This is a genomic window from Streptomyces sp. ActVer, assembly GCF_027270795.1.
Taxonomy (GTDB): Bacteria; Actinomycetota; Actinomycetes; order Streptomycetales; family Streptomycetaceae; genus Streptomyces; species Streptomyces umbrinus_A.
Genome location: NZ_JAPWHT010000021.1, coordinates 33,188 through 47,771 on the forward strand (window position 1 = coordinate 33,188; position 14,584 = coordinate 47,771).

General features: G+C 69.2%; 17 protein-coding genes, 3 pseudogenes and 1 riboswitch. Of the genes and pseudogenes, 10 read left to right on the forward strand and 10 right to left on the reverse strand.

Going from position 1 to position 14,584, the window contains the following annotated elements; all coding sequences use genetic code 11:
* Positions 1–65 precede the first annotated feature (65 nt).
* Complete coding sequence (locus O3Q52_RS05965; protein ID WP_269647738.1) at positions 66–308, reverse strand: hypothetical protein; 243 nt, start codon at positions 306–308, stop codon at positions 66–68.
* Positions 309–888: 580 nt separating this feature from the next.
* Here O3Q52_RS05965 and O3Q52_RS05970 point away from each other — a divergent pair.
* Positions 889–1,275 carry a hypothetical protein gene (locus tag O3Q52_RS05970; RefSeq protein ID WP_269647739.1) on the forward strand — a complete coding sequence of 129 codons (387 nt, stop codon included), beginning with the start codon at positions 889–891 and terminating at the stop codon, positions 1,273–1,275.
* Between the two features lie 12 nt (positions 1,276–1,287).
* Here O3Q52_RS05970 and O3Q52_RS05975 read toward each other — a convergent pair whose 3' ends face one another.
* From O3Q52_RS05975 to O3Q52_RS05985, 3 genes are all read right to left on the reverse strand, one after another.
* A complete protein-coding gene (locus tag O3Q52_RS05975; RefSeq protein WP_269647740.1) occupies positions 1,288–1,713 on the reverse strand; it encodes a VOC family protein in 426 nt (141 codons plus the stop codon).
* 108 nt (positions 1,714–1,821) lie between these two features.
* Complete coding sequence (locus O3Q52_RS05980; RefSeq protein WP_269647741.1) at positions 1,822–2,637, reverse strand: N-formylglutamate amidohydrolase; 816 nt, start codon at positions 2,635–2,637, stop codon at positions 1,822–1,824.
* Between the two features lie 165 nt (positions 2,638–2,802).
* Positions 2,803–3,399, reverse strand: a complete 597-nt coding sequence (locus tag O3Q52_RS05985; RefSeq protein ID WP_269647755.1) for a hypothetical protein — start codon at positions 3,397–3,399, stop codon at positions 2,803–2,805.
* Between the two features lie 230 nt (positions 3,400–3,629).
* Positions 3,630–3,773: riboswitch (cobalamin riboswitch) on the forward strand.
* 119 nt (positions 3,774–3,892) lie between these two features.
* Between O3Q52_RS05985 and O3Q52_RS05990 the strand changes: the two are divergent.
* The 6 genes and pseudogenes from O3Q52_RS05990 to O3Q52_RS06015 form a co-directional block, all read left to right on the forward strand.
* Positions 3,893–4,744 (forward strand): annotated as a pseudogene (locus tag O3Q52_RS05990) (FecCD family ABC transporter permease); the annotation flags it as partial.
* A pseudogene (locus tag O3Q52_RS05995) lies at positions 4,745–5,351 on the forward strand (ABC transporter ATP-binding protein); the annotation flags it as partial. It abuts the pseudogene before it with no gap.
* 8 nt (positions 5,352–5,359) lie between these two features.
* Positions 5,360–6,358 (forward strand): ABC transporter substrate-binding protein, encoded by a 999-nt coding sequence (locus O3Q52_RS06000; RefSeq protein ID WP_269647742.1) that lies wholly within the window; start codon positions 5,360–5,362, stop codon positions 6,356–6,358.
* Positions 6,359–6,407: 49 nt separating this feature from the next.
* The gene (locus O3Q52_RS06005) at positions 6,408–6,746 is read left to right on the forward strand and encodes a PadR family transcriptional regulator (RefSeq protein ID WP_269647743.1); all 339 of its coding nucleotides are present in this window, start codon (positions 6,408–6,410) and stop codon (positions 6,744–6,746) included.
* On the forward strand, positions 6,743–7,621 hold the full coding sequence (locus tag O3Q52_RS06010) for a hypothetical protein (RefSeq protein WP_269647744.1): 879 nt from the start codon (positions 6,743–6,745) through the stop codon (positions 7,619–7,621). Before O3Q52_RS06005 ends, O3Q52_RS06010 begins: the two co-directional genes overlap by 4 nt.
* A 156-nt stretch (positions 7,622–7,777) precedes the next feature.
* Positions 7,778–8,722 (forward strand): DUF4184 family protein, encoded by a 945-nt coding sequence (locus tag O3Q52_RS06015; protein ID WP_269647745.1) that lies wholly within the window; start codon positions 7,778–7,780, stop codon positions 8,720–8,722.
* A 195-nt stretch (positions 8,723–8,917) separates the two neighbouring features.
* Here the strand turns inward: O3Q52_RS06015 and O3Q52_RS06020 are convergent, their stop codons facing one another.
* Together O3Q52_RS06020 and O3Q52_RS06025 are read right to left on the reverse strand one after the other, a co-directional pair.
* Positions 8,918–9,727, reverse strand: coding sequence for an alpha/beta fold hydrolase (locus O3Q52_RS06020; RefSeq protein ID WP_269647746.1), 810 nt, complete (start codon positions 9,725–9,727; stop codon positions 8,918–8,920).
* Between the two features lie 10 nt (positions 9,728–9,737).
* Positions 9,738–10,232, reverse strand: a complete 495-nt coding sequence (locus O3Q52_RS06025) for a cupin domain-containing protein (RefSeq protein ID WP_269647747.1) — start codon at positions 10,230–10,232, stop codon at positions 9,738–9,740.
* Positions 10,233–10,367: 135 nt separating this feature from the next.
* Between O3Q52_RS06025 and O3Q52_RS06030 the strand changes: the two genes are divergently transcribed.
* Positions 10,368–10,973, forward strand: coding sequence for a TetR/AcrR family transcriptional regulator (locus O3Q52_RS06030; RefSeq protein ID WP_269647748.1), 606 nt, complete (start codon positions 10,368–10,370; stop codon positions 10,971–10,973).
* A gap of 38 nt (positions 10,974–11,011) precedes the next feature.
* Here O3Q52_RS06030 and O3Q52_RS06035 read toward each other — a convergent pair whose 3' ends face one another.
* The gene (locus tag O3Q52_RS06035) at positions 11,012–11,617 is read right to left on the reverse strand and encodes a response regulator transcription factor (RefSeq protein WP_269647749.1); all 606 of its coding nucleotides are present in this window, start codon (positions 11,615–11,617) and stop codon (positions 11,012–11,014) included.
* Positions 11,618–11,649: 32 nt separating this feature from the next.
* Between O3Q52_RS06035 and O3Q52_RS06040 the strand changes: the two genes are divergently transcribed.
* Complete coding sequence (locus O3Q52_RS06040) at positions 11,650–12,672, forward strand: NAD-dependent epimerase/dehydratase family protein (protein WP_269647750.1); 1,023 nt, start codon at positions 11,650–11,652, stop codon at positions 12,670–12,672.
* A gap of 103 nt (positions 12,673–12,775) precedes the next feature.
* Here the strand turns inward: O3Q52_RS06040 and O3Q52_RS06045 are convergent, their stop codons facing one another.
* The gene (locus tag O3Q52_RS06045; RefSeq protein ID WP_189841929.1) at positions 12,776–13,249 is read right to left on the reverse strand and encodes a carboxymuconolactone decarboxylase family protein; all 474 of its coding nucleotides are present in this window, start codon (positions 13,247–13,249) and stop codon (positions 12,776–12,778) included.
* Positions 13,250–13,389: 140 nt separating this feature from the next.
* Here O3Q52_RS06045 and O3Q52_RS06050 point away from each other — a divergent pair, with 140 nt between their 5' ends.
* Entirely contained in the window at positions 13,390–13,737 is a 348-nt protein-coding gene (locus O3Q52_RS06050) for a VOC family protein (RefSeq protein ID WP_269647751.1), read from the forward strand.
* 22 nt (positions 13,738–13,759) lie between these two features.
* Here the strand turns inward: O3Q52_RS06050 and O3Q52_RS06055 are convergent, their stop codons facing one another.
* Together O3Q52_RS06055 and O3Q52_RS06060 are read right to left on the reverse strand one after the other, a co-directional pair.
* Positions 13,760–14,269, reverse strand: a complete 510-nt coding sequence (locus O3Q52_RS06055; protein ID WP_269647752.1) for an SRPBCC family protein — start codon at positions 14,267–14,269, stop codon at positions 13,760–13,762.
* Between the two features lie 93 nt (positions 14,270–14,362).
* Positions 14,363–14,584, reverse strand: a pseudogene (locus O3Q52_RS06060) (hypothetical protein); the annotation flags it as partial.

The window sequence follows — 14,584 nt, forward strand, 5'->3', positions numbered from 1 at the left end:
CCCGCGGACCGGGGTCGTTGGGCTCCGGACTCAGGGCCAGTCATTGACGGCGGCGACAACGCGCTTCAGCCGCAGTACGTGTTGCACAACAGCGTGTTGATCCGCTTGCCGTCAGCCGTGGTCACCTTGTGGTTCCCGGTGCTGAAGCGCCGGGCAGCGACCTGGTCCGGGTTGGCGACGTTTCGCTGGAGGTCGGCGCACTGCGCATCGGCCTTGGCGATGTCCCCGGGTGCGCCCAGTGCGGGGTCGATGTAGCGCAGGTTGCCTTGGAGCGCGACGACGCCTGCCGCGCGAAACGCCTCGTCCACCTGGGCGCTCGCATCCGTGGGAGGAGGGGCCGTCGGAAGACTGTCATCAGTGGGGCGAGACGAAGCGCTCGGACTCTCGTCGGGCGTGACATCCGCATCCGGCGACTGAGTGGCTGCCGTCGCCGACGTCCGGGGCGCGCCCGATCGCTCCTGGGCGGTCTTGTCCGCACCGTCGCTCCCGCACCCTGCCGGCAGTAGTGCCACACCAGGGGTGAGGAGTGCGACAAGGACGCCTGGGCATCGGGTGGAAAGCATCTGGCGCATGGGCTCCGCTCCCTGGTCAGGACCGATGGCTGTTCTGGGCGAGATCATGGTGGCGTACGACGCCCGGGACCGCTCCCGGGCGCGAGAACTCGCACCAGCGGCCGACCGGACCGCCGGGCGGCACGTTGGTCGCCCTACCGACGACGCCAGACCAACTCGGGCTCCATCAGGATCAGTTGGGACTCAAAGCGTGACTCGCGGGCGGTCACGCGGGCATCATCTGTGGGTGCACCGGCGGTGCGGACACCGACGAGGATGTACGCACTCGCCCGCGACACCGAGCCAGGTCTGCACGCACCGGCCAAGGAGGGTCCTCATGATCGAGTCCGAGCTGAAGCGAGCCCTGCACCCCCATCTACGAAAGGAGACATTGAAGGTGGCGCTGTCCGGGTACCTCGGTGCCGGTTTCCGGCGTGCCGTCCTCGGGGTGACCGACCGTCGGGTGCTTCTGGTCAAGAGCGCCTACTGGTCGGTCAGCGACAAGGGGCTCCTGTGGGCGGATCCGCTCGACGAGGTGGCCCTGGGCAACAGACCCAATGAGCTGCACATGAACGGCGCCTACACCGGCAACACGTACGTCCGCATACGCCGCGCGGACGGCAGCACGTTCCGTCTCAACCCCCGTACCAGCTTCATCGGCGGGGGTGACGACACCCGGCGCAGCGTGGAAACCCTGTACTCGTCGGTCAAGGGCCGCTTCTGATCCCACCCCCGCTCAGAAGACCAACTCGCCAATGCCCAGCAGGTTTCCCTCGCTGTCACGGAACCAGGCGCCGCGTTCGCCCCGTGCGACCTTGCTCGGGTAGTTCCCCTCGATCTCGGCGATGCCGTTCCTGGTGCGGAATCCAGGAGCGTCGACCTCCTCGAACACCACGCCACGCCGCTTGAGTTCCGACACGACTGTCTCGATGTCGTCGACCTCCAACGCCATCTGCGTGAAGGTCCCGGGCGAGGCTCCCGTCGATTGGAACACGACGAAATCGACGCCTCCACACCGATACAACAGCCCACCGGGCCGCTCGTCGACGGGCTCCAGACCCAGTTGCTCGGAATAGAAACGCCGTGCCCGGTCCAGGTCCTGGGCCGGAAGCCTCGTCGCCACACGTGCCCCGGCCAGAATGTTTCTGTCGTCTGCGTTCATGGATCCACTGTGCCGTGAGCAGTGGCCCGGCGGGCGGAGGCGACAGCGGCGAGCCATGGCGGACGCGACGTGGAACCGGCCCGTTCCTGGCGGATTCACGGAGCGTTCTCAGGCTCGGATTGCGCCTGCCGTACTCGCCATGCCGACCAGGTCGGCGAGCGCGTTCGCGAGGGCGTCGAGGCCGGGGCCCGCCGGGCCGCCCGGCTCGGTCATGTAGACGTCCCGCCGGATCTCGATCATCAGGGCGCTGACCCGGGGGTCGTTCCCGTAGTACTTCAGCGGGACGTACGTCCCCTCGAAGGGGGTGTTGATGCCTGTGCCGCCGAAGCCCGCGAACGCCTTCTCGGCGTGGGCCAGCAGGTCGGCCGGGGTGTGGAAGGCGTCCCGGCCCAGGCAGATGAACGGGCGGGGGCCGTCACCGTGCAGTTCGTAGGGCAGGCGCTCGGTCGGGTAGGAGTGGACGTCGATGATCACGGCTCGTCCGACTGCTTCCAGCCGCTGTGTCACGGCGTCAGTGACAGCGGCCGCGTAAGGGCGAAAGTAGCGCTCGACGAGCTGCTGTCCGTTGTGGTCGGCCGGGCGGAGGTCCTCCCGGTGCGTTGTCCGGGTGTAGACCGCGCCCATCCCGACGGCCAGCATCTCCTCACGCTTGTCCGGGAACCGTTCGGGGTCGACGACCAGCCGGGACAACTGGTTGACGAACTGCCAGGGCCCCACGGCGCAGCGTTCGGCAGCCGTCGCCGCGATCCGGGCGGTGTGCGAGTCGGTGATGTGGTCCAACTCCCGTTCCAGGGCGGCATCTTCGAGCACGATGCCGCTCCGCACGTCCGGCGGGATCACCCGCGAGGAGTGCGGGACGTGCAGGATCACAGGGGAGTCCGGCGCGCCGGCCACGAGACGGTGGGAAGCCGACACGTCGTTCATTCAGGAGTCCTCGATGCGGGCGCGTGGGGGTTGGTGGTGAAGCGGGTGCGGGTCGTGCGTCAGGGCATGTGGACCCTTCCTACTACACCAACCGGCCGAGCTGGAGGGGTGCGTGGGCCGCGCGGCGGACCGGCGAAAGTGGCCACCCCTCCAGCAGGGTCCGGGTTAAAGGCCGTCGCGGACCATGGCGGCGACGATCTGGACGTGGCGATTGGCCGCCGTGCTGGAGAACTCGTTCTCATAGTTCAGGCCGTAGGGCCAGAAGTGGCCGCCGCCGGTGGACAGCGTGGCACCCGAACCGTCGAACTGCTTGACGAGGGCCGTGGCCTGCGCTCCGCGCCAGGTACCGCTGCCTCCGAGGGAGGACCAGCCGGAGCTCGTGCCCACGCCGATGGTGTGGGCGATCTCGTGCAGCGCGGTCCGCTCGGTCATGTAGCCGCGGTTGCCGAAGCGGATCGTTCCGTTGATGTTGCCGTCGGCCGTCGGCACGCCCGGGTCGTAGCGGACGGTGATGGTCTTGCCGAGGTCGCTCACGTTGTTGTACCGGGTCACCGCGGCGTTCATGGCCGTCGTGATGAGGTTGTACGCCGTCTGCTGGTCCTGCGTGGGGTTGGCGGCCCGTTCGAGGGTCCAGGTGATGGTGGCCGCCGCCACCTGTTCCTTGGGGACCGGGGCGGCCTGGGGTGCGGCCTGCGCGACGCCGGGCCCGACCAGTAAGGCTCCCGTCAGCGCGGCTATGGCCACCTTCCTTCGCCAGGGCATGGTCGCTCGCTCAGTGGGCTCCGGGGTGTGTCGTGGGCTCATGGAGAATGACTCCTGTGTGTGGGGGGGATGTGGAGGTTGGGCTGTCGGGTGCGGAGATGACGGCTTGAACAGTCCACGCCGTGGCCGACATTTCAAGCATTGTTCGAGATGTCGATCGGGCGTACTGCTGTCGGAACCTCCGCCAGTATCCAGTCGCTGACTGCGACGTCAAGTGACCCAGCCCATCCGCCATTTCCCCGGTTTGCTACGCTCCCGTCGCTGCCTGTGAGGGAAGTCCGGTGAGAGTCCGGCGCTGACCCGCAACGGTGTGCGTGGCGAACCCATGATTCGTCGCGTGAGCCCGATCGCCCGTAGGTGGTGCGACCCGTTGACTGCTCGCCGTGGACTGCGAGAGGGGACCGCACGGCCTGCGTGTCGTACGGGCTGCCTCCTTTCTTGACGTTCAGGCGGCCTCAGATGAAGGACCGCCCCGACCGTGCGCCGAAGTCCGATCCCGAGCCCGAGCCGCATATCCGTCGTGCCGTTGGCCGTTGGGCTCGGGCTGCTGCTCCTCGTGTCGATCGTGTGCGGGGTGGCTCTCGGGGCCGCAGGGGTCGGCTGGGCCGACGTGAACCGGTTTCTGTGGGCCGGGTTCACCGGCAGGACTGTGCATACCGGGGATGTCGCCGCGTACACCATCGTCTGGGAGATCCGTCTGCCGCGTGTCGTGCTCGGCGCTGTCGTCGGAGCGGGGCTCGCGGCCGTCGGTGTGGCGGTGCAGGCCATGGTGCGCAACGCGCTCGCCGATCCGTTCGTGCTGGGTATCTCCTCGGGCGCCGCCGTGGGCGCCAACGCCGTGATCCTGCTCGGCGCCTTCGCGGGGCTGGGGGTTTGGGCGCTGTCGCTGTCGACGTTCGTATCTGCTCTCGCGGCGATGGTCCTCGTGTACTCCGTGGCCCGGTCGGCGCACGGGCTGACGCCGCTGCGGCTGATCCTGACGGGGACGGCTCTGGCGTACGGCTTCGAGGCCGTCACGACCGTGATGGTGTTCGGCGCGGCCCGGGGCGAGGCGGCCCGGTCGGCGATGATGTGGCTGCTGGGGAGCCTGGGCGGCGCGACGTGGGCGCAGGTGCCGCTCGCCGCCGTGACCGTGGCGGCCGGGTGGGCGTGGCTGCGGTGGCGCGCCGAGGCGCTCAACGCGCTTGCCATGGGTGACGAGACCTCGGCCGCGCTCGGTGTCCAACCGGCGCGGCTGCGCCGGGAGTTGTTCCTTGTCAGCGCGGCTGTGACCGGGACCGTGGTCGCGGTCAGCGGGGCCATCGGGTTCGTCGGACTGATGGTGCCGCATGTCGTGCGGATGCTCCCGGCGGCGGGCAGCATACGGCTCGACGGGGACGACGTGCACGCCATGTCGCCCCGGGCCGCCGCCCGGGTGCTGGCCGCACTGCCGCAGGAGTCGTCGGCCGAGTTCGACTTCACCGTCGCCGAGGTGGTCGACATGGGCCGGCTGCCGCACCGGGACCGTACGGCCGCCGGGGACCGCTCCGTGTGCGCGGACGCCATGGCCCGCACGGGTGTCACACACCTAGCCGACCACGGGTTCCTCGCGCTGTCCGGCGGTGAGAAGCAGCGCGTCCTCATCGCCCGCGCCCTCGCCCAGCAACCCAGGGTGCTCGTGCTCGACGAACCCACCAACCACCTCGACATCGCGCACCAGTTGGACGTGCTCTCGCTGGTCAGGGCCAGCGGCCTGACCGTGCTGGCCGCCCTGCACGACCTCAACCTGGCCGCCGCGCGATCTCCTGTACGTCATCGACGGCGGCCGAATCGTCACCTCGGGACCGCCGCACGACGTGCTCCAACCCGACCTGCTGGCCGGGGTGTTCGGGGTCCGCGCGCATCCCGTACGGCATCCGGAGACCGGCGCCGTACAGCTCCTCTTCGACCGGATCCCGCTCACCACCTCGTAAGGATCCCCATGCGCAAGTTCCTCGCCGCTGCCCTCTGCCTCGCCGCGACTGTCACGACCGCCGGTTGCGGCGCCAGTGTCGAGTCGTCCGACAACGCGAAGTCCTCGTCGGTCAGCCTGACCAACTGCGGCCGGAAGGCGACGTACGACAAGGTCCCGGAGCGGGTGGTCACGAACGACGTAGGGATCACGGAGCTGATGTTCGCGCTCGGCCTTGAGGACCGTATGGCCGGGTTCGCCATGCCCGACGACAAGGGCGATCTCAGCGGCGTGCCCTGGAAGGACGGCTACGACAAGGTGAAGTGGCTGTCGAAGGACCAACTCACCAAGGAGAACGTCCTCGACGCCCGCGCCGACCTCGTCTTCGCCGGCTGGAACTACGGCTTCCGCGACGACAGCGGCTTCACCCCCGAGGCGCTGAAGAAGCTCGGCATTCCCTCGTACATCCTCACCGAGTCCTGCCGCAACGGCCGCACGAAGACCTCGCGCGGCCTCATGCCACCCCTGGACGCCCTGTACGCCGACCTCACCAACCTCGGAAAGCTGTTCGGCGTCGAGAAGCGCGCGGCCGCGCTCATCGCCGACTTCAAGAAGCAGATCGCCGACGTCCGGGCGAAGGCCCCCGAGGGCGCCGAGCGGCCCAAGGTCTTCCTCTACGACAGCGGGCAGGACCAGCCCTTCACGTCCGGCCGTTACGCCGCCCCCGAGCAGGTCATCAGCGAGGCAGGCGGGGTCAACGTCATGCACGACATCGCCGACTCCTGGACCACCGTCGGCTGGGAGAGCGTCGTGGAGCGCGACCCGGATGTCATCGTGATCTGCAACTACGGGGACGTGAGCGCCGAGCAGAAGAAGAAGTTCCTGCTCTCCTACGCCCCGCTGCGCAACGTCTCCGCCGTCAAGCACCGGCGGATCTTCGTCCTCGACTACGTCGACCTCGTCGAGAGCCCCCGGAACCCCGCGGCCATCGCCCGCCTCGGTGCGTACCTGCGGACGACGGTCGAGTGACCTCGCCCTGGCCCTTAAGAAGGTCAGTCGGACGGAATACTCTGCTGGTGTGAGTGAACGAGGAATGCAGGAGCTGGCTCTGCTGCTGCTGACGGCGCTGGCGGATGCGCCTCGGCACGGATATGCCGTCGCCCAGGAGGTCAAAGCCATCACCGACGGCCGGGTGGTGCCGCGTACCGGGGCGCTGTACGGGGCGCTGGACCGGCTGTTGGCGGAGGGTTTGATCCAGGTGGAGCGTGAGGAGGTGGTGGGCGGCCGGGCGCGCCGGATCTTCGCCCTCGCTCCCGCCGGACGGGAGCGGCTGGAGGCCGAGGCCGAGAGGCTGGCCGCCACCGCCCGGGAGGTCAGGCGACGTCTGGGCACCGGCGGGGCGGCGGCCCTGACGTGACCGATCCCCTGCTCCGTCTGTATCCGGCCGCGTACCGGGCCGCGTACGGGCAGGAAATCGTCGATGTGCACCGGGAGATGACGGCGGACATGCCGCGCGCGGCCCGGCTGCGTGCGGACGCCGACCTGGCCGCGCACGCCGTACGGGTTCGACTGGGCCTCGACTCGGCGTCGCCCGCGGGACGCTTCTTCGCCCTGGCTGCCCCGTTCGCCCTGGCGGCCGGTGCGGTGGACAGCGGGCTTCACCTGACGCGCTGGTACGCGGGACTCGTTCGCTCGCCCGCCCCGATGTGGATCCAGCTCTCCACGATGGATGGCGCGCGAGCCCTGTACTTGCTGCTCTCACTGCTGGTGTGCCTCGGCGCGGTCATCGCCTTGACCGGGCGGTGGCTGCCGGGTGCGGGTCTGACCGTGTGCGGCTTGCTGGGGATGGCCGTGCAGTGGGTTGTCGCCACGCCTTCGCCCGGCGAGAGTGCGGTCGCTCCTGTCACCGCGGCCCTGCTGACGGCCGCCGCGGTGCTCACCTGCCCTCCTGACCGACGCGGTGACAAGCAACTGTCCACGGCAGCCGGAGTGATGGCGGCCGCGGCATGGTTTCCCGTCGTGGTCGTGGACACCGGAGCCTTCGGCGTGACGACGGACTATGGCGCCTGGCCGATGCTCGTACTCGCTCTCACAGGGGCCGTCCTCGCTCTGCGCGCGCGTTCCTCCGGTCTGCGTGAGCTCGGTGCGATGGCGGTGGCCTCTTCGCCTCTGGTCGCCCACGCCTATACGGATGCCTGGCTCGAAGTCCGGCCCGTACTGGGACTGTTCCTCCTGCTGCCCATCACGGCGGCGCTCACCGCGTGCTTCCAGGTGGTTCGCCGCCGGCGCTGACACAGCCGCATCGCTCAGGCCGACGGCCGCCGACGGTTCACCCACGCTTGCGATAGTCCGTTGAAGTGAATACTCTCCCCGGTGTTCTATTCGTGAGTTCCTTCGGAAGTCCCTCCGGGCCAGAGAAGACAGAAGACAATCGAATTGCCGTTCACCGTGTCTCATCCCGCCGCCGTACTGCCGCTGACGCGCCGACCGTTCGTTCCGGCTGCTCTGGTCGCGGGTTCCGTGGCGCCCGACGTCCCGTACTTCCTCGCCCGCATCGGCGTATCGGAGACGAGCTCCCAGGACTGGTACGGGCCGCTCCTCAACGCCACGGAGACCCACTCGTTCGATGCGGGCCTGTTGGTCAACCTGCCCCCTGCCGTCGGCTTGGTCGCCGTCTACCGGATGCTGCGCGCGCCGGTCACCGCCCTGCTGCCGTCCGGCCTCGGCCTTCCGGAACCCGAGCGGGAGCCGGGCCTGCGGGCCAAGGCCCGGTACTTGATGTGGTTGCTGATCTCCGCACTGATCGGCATCGCCTCCCACTTGGCGTGGGACTCCTTCACGCACGGCGACGGCTTCCTGGTCACGCACGTCGGGGCGCTACAAGCTTCGGCCCTGGGGGGACTGACGGTCGCTCGGCTGTTGCAGTACGTGAGTACCGTCTTCGGTCTTGTGGTCGTCGGCCGACATCTTTGGCGGCGGCGCGGCCGACTGCGCACTCAGGGCGGCACCGTGGCCCGTCTGGGTCCTGTCATGCGGTGGAGCGTGGTGGGTCTGCTGGTCCTGTCCCCCGTGCTGGGCGGCGCTGTGCATGCCCGCGCCGACTTCAACGCCTACCGCCATGTGACCGAAGTGGACTACAGCCGCCCCGACACCGTCGACTTGGGAGACGGCGCCAGCGAGACCACGTACCCCTCCAGGACAGTCCGGGCTCCCTGGGGCACCCTCGCCGAAGGCGTGCTGACCGGAGTCGCCACGAGAGCGGGCGCCGCCTTCGCGGTCACCCTGCTCCTGTACGCCGCTGGCTGGCAGATCGGGGCTGTCACCCGTCACCCGCCGAGGAGGACCAGCTCCGCGCTCTCGGTCCGGTCCCCCACGCCGCCACCCTCTGGATGACCCGCTACCTCACCGCGACCGTCGAGCGGGACGGGCGCCACGTGCCGACCTGCGAGGTGTGTTCTGCCGGAGTCTCAGCCGTCGGTCTGGGCGGCCTTCCAGGCGCGGTAGTGCCGCTCGGGGGCATCGGTGGTCGAACGGCGCCCTGACTCCCCCGCTACGCCTGGAAGCCGCGGCGGGTTCCCCTTCCGACAGTCAGTGCTGCGGCCGGTCGGTGGCGTGATCGTCGGCGAAGTCCCAGAGCACCGGCAGGAGTTGCTCGGGCGTCTCGGCCTGGGGCATGTGGCCGGTGCCCTCCAGCAGGCGGAACTCCGCGTCGGGGATGGCCTGTGCGTACGCGCGTCCGTAGTCGGCGTCCACGACCTGGTCGCTCGGACCCCACGCGACCAGGGTGGGGTGGGTGACCTTGGCCAGGCGGTCGGTCAGGGTGGGGTCGGCCATGGCGTGCGGGCCCGAATAGACCTGCAGGGTGGCCCGGTTGGCGGCCATCACCGTGCGCTGCGCCTCGGTCAGAGTGCTGGGGTCGAAGCGGAACTTCGAGGGGTCGTGGAAGGAGAGGCGGGACAGTTCGACGGGTGTCAGGGAGAAGGTGTCGGCTATCGGGTGGCCGGGAACCTGGATGCCGACGGCGTTGACGAGGGTGACGCTGCTGATCCGGTCGCCGCCCAGGGCCGCCAGCTCGGCGGCGATCCAGCCGCCGATCGAGTTGCCGACGACGGCGACGTCCCGCAGGTCGAGTGCGTCGAGCAGCCGTGCGTAGACCTGGGCCAGGGTCGTGACGTCGGCCAGCCAGTCGGGGCGGTCGGTGCCGTCGAAGCCGGGGTGGACTGGGGTCAACACCCTGGCCGGCCGCTGCTCGGCCAGGAGTCCGGCGAACGGCGTGACGGTCTGCGGGCCACCGCCTCCGTGCAGGAGCAGAAAGGGGCTCCCCTGCTGTCCGTGGAGTTCGACGGCGACGTCGAGGGTGCCCTGGTCGAGTGTGAGGGTGTGGGTGGTGCGAGTCATTCGGTGCTCCTCAAGTGCGCGGTGCAGGAAGGAAGATGGGGCGCCGTGACGCGAAGTCGGTTGCGGGTACGGTGGCGTAGCGGCTCATCACCTCGACCGTCGACTCCGGGGTCAGCTCCCGGCCTCCGGCGATCATGTTCCGCAGGTCGCGGAAGTACTGGACGTACAGGTCGGGCGTGAAGGTGTTGATCATCACCGCGGGTGCGTCGCCGAGGTTGGCGAAGGTGTGCGGGGCGCCGGGCGGGATCATGGCGAGCGTGCCGGCCGGGGCGACGTGGGTCGTCTCCCCGATGGTGAAGTGCACGGTGCCGGAGACGACGTAGAAGCCCTCGTCGTGCTGGGCGTGGCGGTGCTGCGGCGGGCCCTGGGTGTGCGGGGCGAGGGTGATCTCCCCGATTCCGAGGCGGTGCCCGGTGGTGGCGCCGTCCTCGAGGAGGCGTATCCGTGTGGGGCCCAGCTGGATCGTCTCGCCGTCGTCCGGGCCGACCACCGAAACCGTGCTCATGGTTCCTCCTGCGCGAATCCTTCGTGAGAGTTGACTCTCATGAGAGTAGAGACGTCGAGTCTCGTTATGCAAGTGAACTCTCATAACGAGTGTCAACTGCTAAGATGCGCGTGAGTCAACAGGAGGAGCCCCACGATGACGGCGCAGGCGGGTACCGGCCGCACCAACCAGAAGCAGCGCACACGGATGGCGATCGTGGCGGCCGCCCGGGAACTCATCGGCACGGGCGCCGAGGTGACCATGCCCGCGATCGCTCGGGCGGCCCTGGTGTCCGAGGCGACCGCCTACCGGTACTTTCCCGATCTCCCCTCGCTGATCAGCGAGGCCCTCGCCGGGGTCTGGCCGCCCCCCGCCGAGGCGCTCGCACCGGTCGCGGACTCCTCAGACCCCGTCGAACGCGTCGCTTTCGCTTGCGAGTTCCTGCTGCGCGGCATCCACACGCGCCAGGGCTCGGTCCGCGCGATGATCGCCGCCACCATCACCCGGCCCGAGACGGTGACCACGCGTCCGGGGATCCGCTTCGGGCTCATCGACCATGCGCTCCTCCCGCTGGAGGGCACACTCGGCGCGACGGACCCGGACGCCTTCGCCCAGCTCAAGCGGGACCTCGCGGTGGTCGTGAGCGCCGAGGCGTTCTTCACGCTCACCGATCTGTGCGGCCTTGCCCCCGACGAGGCCATCGCCAGTGCCGTACGGACCGCGACCACCCTCACCGAGGCGGCAGTGCGCTCGATCGCGTAGCGCGCGTTACGGCCGACCGCCCGGAGTGCCACGGACTGCTATTCGAGGCCCTCGGCAAGACGGAAGTCGTCGTCGACCAGGCCCAGTCGGTGGGCCACGACCGCGGCCTGGACACGGTTGCGCAGTCGCAGTTTGTCCGTGACGGAGGCGACGTGGGTCTTGACCGTGGTCACGCCGAGGTGGAGGGTCTCGGCGATCTCCGCATTGGACTGCCCGACGCCGACGAGGGCGAGTACGTCTCGTTCGCGGGGCGTGAGGGTTGCCAGAATCTCCGGGTCGGCCGCGTCGCCGGTGACGTCCTGGTGGTGTGACTGGACGGCGCGCCGGACGACGCGCGCCATGACCGCGGGAGCGAGTAGGGATTCGCCCTGCGCGGCTCGCCGTACGGCGGAGAGCATCGCGTCGGGCTCGCCGTCCTTCAGCAGATAGCCAACTGCCCCGGCGCGCAGGGCACCGTAGACCTCGGCGTCGTCGTCGAAGGTCGTGAGCATCACGATGCGCGTTGCCGGGAGGGTCTTGAGGATGCGGCGGGTGGCCTCGATCCCGTCTACTCGTGGCATGCGCAGGTCCATGAGGATGACGTCCGGGCGCAGCCGCTCGGCCATGCGTACGGCTTCGAGCCCGTCCGTGGCCTCACCGACCACGTCCTCCCCGGCCGGCCGATGGAGGAGGAGCAGTGAGGGAGACAGTACTGGTCACGGGCGGCACGGGGTACGTCGCCGACTGGGTCATCGTCGGGCTGCTCGACCGCGGCTACGAGGTCCGCACGACGGTGCGCAGCCCCGCCAAGGAGAAGGCGGTCCGCGACGCGGTGTCGACCGTAACGGCTCCGGGCGACCGGCTGAGCTTCGCCGTCGCCGACCTCACCTCCGACGAGGGGTGGGATGCCGCGGTGGCGGGCGTCGACCATGTGCTGCACATGGCCTCCCCGCTGGGGGACGAGAACACGCGCGACGCCGAGGCGCTCGTCGTCCCGGCCCGGGACGGGGCTCTGCGTGTGCTGCGGGCGGCGACGGCGGCGGCCGGCGTGAAGCGGGTCGTGATGACGTCCGCGGCGAACGCCGCGAGCCCGTCCTCCTACACGGAGGAGGGCGTGACCGACGAGACGTTGTGGACCGATCCTGACGATCCGACGTTGATCCCCTACCGCAGGTCCAAGACGGTTGCCGAGAAGGCGGCCCGGGACTTCGTCGCCGACCACGAGGGCTCGACCGCGCTGACGACGATTCTGCCCGGTGCCGTGTTCGGCCCGGTCCTCACCCCCCGCAACCTCGGCTCGGTCCGGATCATCGAGCGGATGGTGGCAGGCAAGATGCCGGGCACTCCACGGATCGGGCTGGAGATCGTCGACGTCCGCGACCTCGCCGACATCCACATCCGCGCGATGAACTCGCCGGAAGCCGCGGGACAACGGTTCCTGGCCACGGGAGAGTTCACCTGGATGCGGGAGGTGGCTCAGGCGCTTCGGGCAGGGCTCGGTCCGGCCGGGGCCAAGGTGCCCACGCGCCAACTGCCCGATTTCGTAGTCCGTTTGGCGTCGTTGTTCGACCGGCCGCTACGCGCGATCACCGTCTCGCTCGGGCGCCGCAACCGCCACAGCACCGAGAAGGCGAAGCACGTCCTGGGCTGGCAGCCCCGGCCGGCGGCCGAGACCGTTGTCGACTGCGCGAGGAGCCTCATCGACTGGAGGGTCGTCTAGGCTCGGCATCGGTGGTCAAGAACCGGCGTTCTGTTGCACCGCAACTGCCTTGCCCCTTGGGGCCCGTGAGAAGCAGTCACGGGCCCCGGTCGGCTGCCCCTCGTTACCCGAACTGCCCGGGCTGGTAGTCCCCGGCGGGCTGCTGGACCATGACGTTCAGGCGGTTGAAGGCGTTGATGATGGCGATGATCGACACCAGAGAGGCGAGTTGCTCCTCGTCGTAGTACTTGGCGGCGTTCGCCCAGGCCTCGTCCGTGACCCCGCCGGCCGCGTCGGCGATGCGGGTGCCCTGTTCCGTCAGTTCCAGGGCCGCGCGCTCGGCGTCGGTGAACACCGTGGCCTCACGCCAGGCCGCGACCAGATTGAGACGCACCGAGGTCTCCCCCGCGTGGGCCGCGTCCTTGGTGTGCATGTCGGTGCAGAAGCCGCAGCCGTTGATCTGGCTGGCCCGGAGCCTCACCAGCTCCTGGGTCGCGGCCGGCACCGTCGACTCCCCCATCACCTTGCCCGCAGTGACGATGTGCTTCAGGGACTTGACTGCGAGCGGGATGTCGAAGAGGTTCAAACGGGCTTCCATGATGCACTCCTTGCCGTTGCTGGCGGATACACCTCTACGACGGGCCGGCCCGGCGAGATGTGACATCGCCGAATGTGACGCGCGTCTCAGTAGGAGAGAATCAGGGCACGTCCACTCTCGCCCGTCAGCAGGAGTCGCCCATGTCCATCCGCCGAGTCATGCCCGACATCCGATCAGAGGCCATGGAGGAGAGCCGGGACTTCTACGGCCTCCTGGGCTTCGAAGAGGTCATGAACCTGGGCTGGGTCATGACGCTCGCCTCTCCTTCCAACCCCACGGCTCAAGTCACCTTCATGAGCCAGGACAAGAGCGCGCCCGTCGTGCCCGACATGAGTGTCGAGGTGGACGACGTGGATGCGGTCCATGCGGCGATGCGGGAGAGCGGCGCGGAGATCGTGCACCCCTTGCAGGACGAGGAGTGGGGAGTGCGCCGGTTCTTCGTCCGTGACCCCAACGGCAAGGTGGTCAATGTGCTGAGCCACCAATGACAAGCGGTACTGTCCCGCGCCGTCAGGACTGAGGTGCCGTTTCGAGTTCCCGCTTCAGGTTGCGCAGGGTCCTGTCGATGTTGCGCACCTGGAAGTCCGCGAACGTGCGGCCTCCGGTGGCCACGCGGTCGAAGACATTGGTCACGAAGGCCGGCCAGGAGCGTCGGTCGTCGGTCCAGGTCTCGGTGACCCGCGTGCCGTCGCCGTCCCGCTCGAAGCGGTACTCCCAGGTGGCGATCGGGGCACTCAGGCGAGGGCGGTTGAGCCCGATCGCATGGACCCGGAAAGCGAAACGGCTGCCCGGCTCTGCCGCCGTCACCGTGCATCGAGTCACCCAGCGAAAGGCGCCACGCTTGTTGCGCCCGTCGAACGTCATCCCGAGTGAGGCCGATTCATCGGGCGCCGACACGGTCGCGCCGAGGTTCTCCGGGCTCCAGCGCCCCATGAGGGCAGGGCGGCTGATCGCGGCGTACGCGACGGCCGGTGGCACCTCTATGAGGACGCTGCGGGACACGGTGAACGTACGGGCCACGATGGACTCCTTTTCCCGGCACACTGATTACTCGCCGGTAACCATCATGGCACAGGCCTCCGCAACGGAGGGTGACGCCTATGAACTGGGCTTTCAGGGACGGGCGTTGGCCTCTTTCTCCCACCCGTGTACCGGGAGGTCGAGGAGCCGTTCGATCCGGGCGGCCTCCGGCAGGGGGCCGTGGTCACCCGTCACCTTGAGTGCCGACGCGGCCGTGATGTGTCCGAGCCTCAGCGCGCGCTCCATTCCCCCGCCCCGCAGCACCCGGGTTCGACATAATTCGGCAGCCTGGAGCTCTGAATCTGGGGTTTGACC

Excerpts from the sequence above, each read along its gene's own strand:
- O3Q52_RS05970 (WP_269647739.1), top strand. The coding sequence starts at position 889 with ATGATCGAGTCCGAGCTGAAGCGAGCCCTGCACCCCCATCTACGAAAG.
- O3Q52_RS05975 (WP_269647740.1), bottom strand. The coding sequence starts at position 1,713 with ATGAACGCAGACGACAGAAACATTCTGGCCGGGGCACGTGTGGCGACG.
- O3Q52_RS05980 (WP_269647741.1), bottom strand. The coding sequence starts at position 2,637 with ATGAACGACGTGTCGGCTTCCCACCGTCTCGTGGCCGGCGCGCCGGAC.
- O3Q52_RS05985 (WP_269647755.1), bottom strand. The coding sequence starts at position 3,399 with ATGCCCTGGCGAAGGAAGGTGGCCATAGCCGCGCTGACGGGAGCCTTA.
- O3Q52_RS06000 (WP_269647742.1), top strand. The coding sequence starts at position 5,360 with ATGCGCAAGTTCCTCGCCGCTGCCCTCTGCCTCGCCGCGACTGTCACG.
- O3Q52_RS06020 (WP_269647746.1), bottom strand. The coding sequence starts at position 9,727 with ATGACTCGCACCACCCACACCCTCACACTCGACCAGGGCACCCTCGAC.
- O3Q52_RS06025 (WP_269647747.1), bottom strand. The coding sequence starts at position 10,232 with ATGAGCACGGTTTCGGTGGTCGGCCCGGACGACGGCGAGACGATCCAG.
- O3Q52_RS06030 (WP_269647748.1), top strand. The coding sequence starts at position 10,368 with ATGACGGCGCAGGCGGGTACCGGCCGCACCAACCAGAAGCAGCGCACA.
- O3Q52_RS06045 (WP_189841929.1), bottom strand. The coding sequence starts at position 13,249 with ATGGAAGCCCGTTTGAACCTCTTCGACATCCCGCTCGCAGTCAAGTCC.
- O3Q52_RS06050 (WP_269647751.1), top strand. The coding sequence starts at position 13,390 with ATGTCCATCCGCCGAGTCATGCCCGACATCCGATCAGAGGCCATGGAG.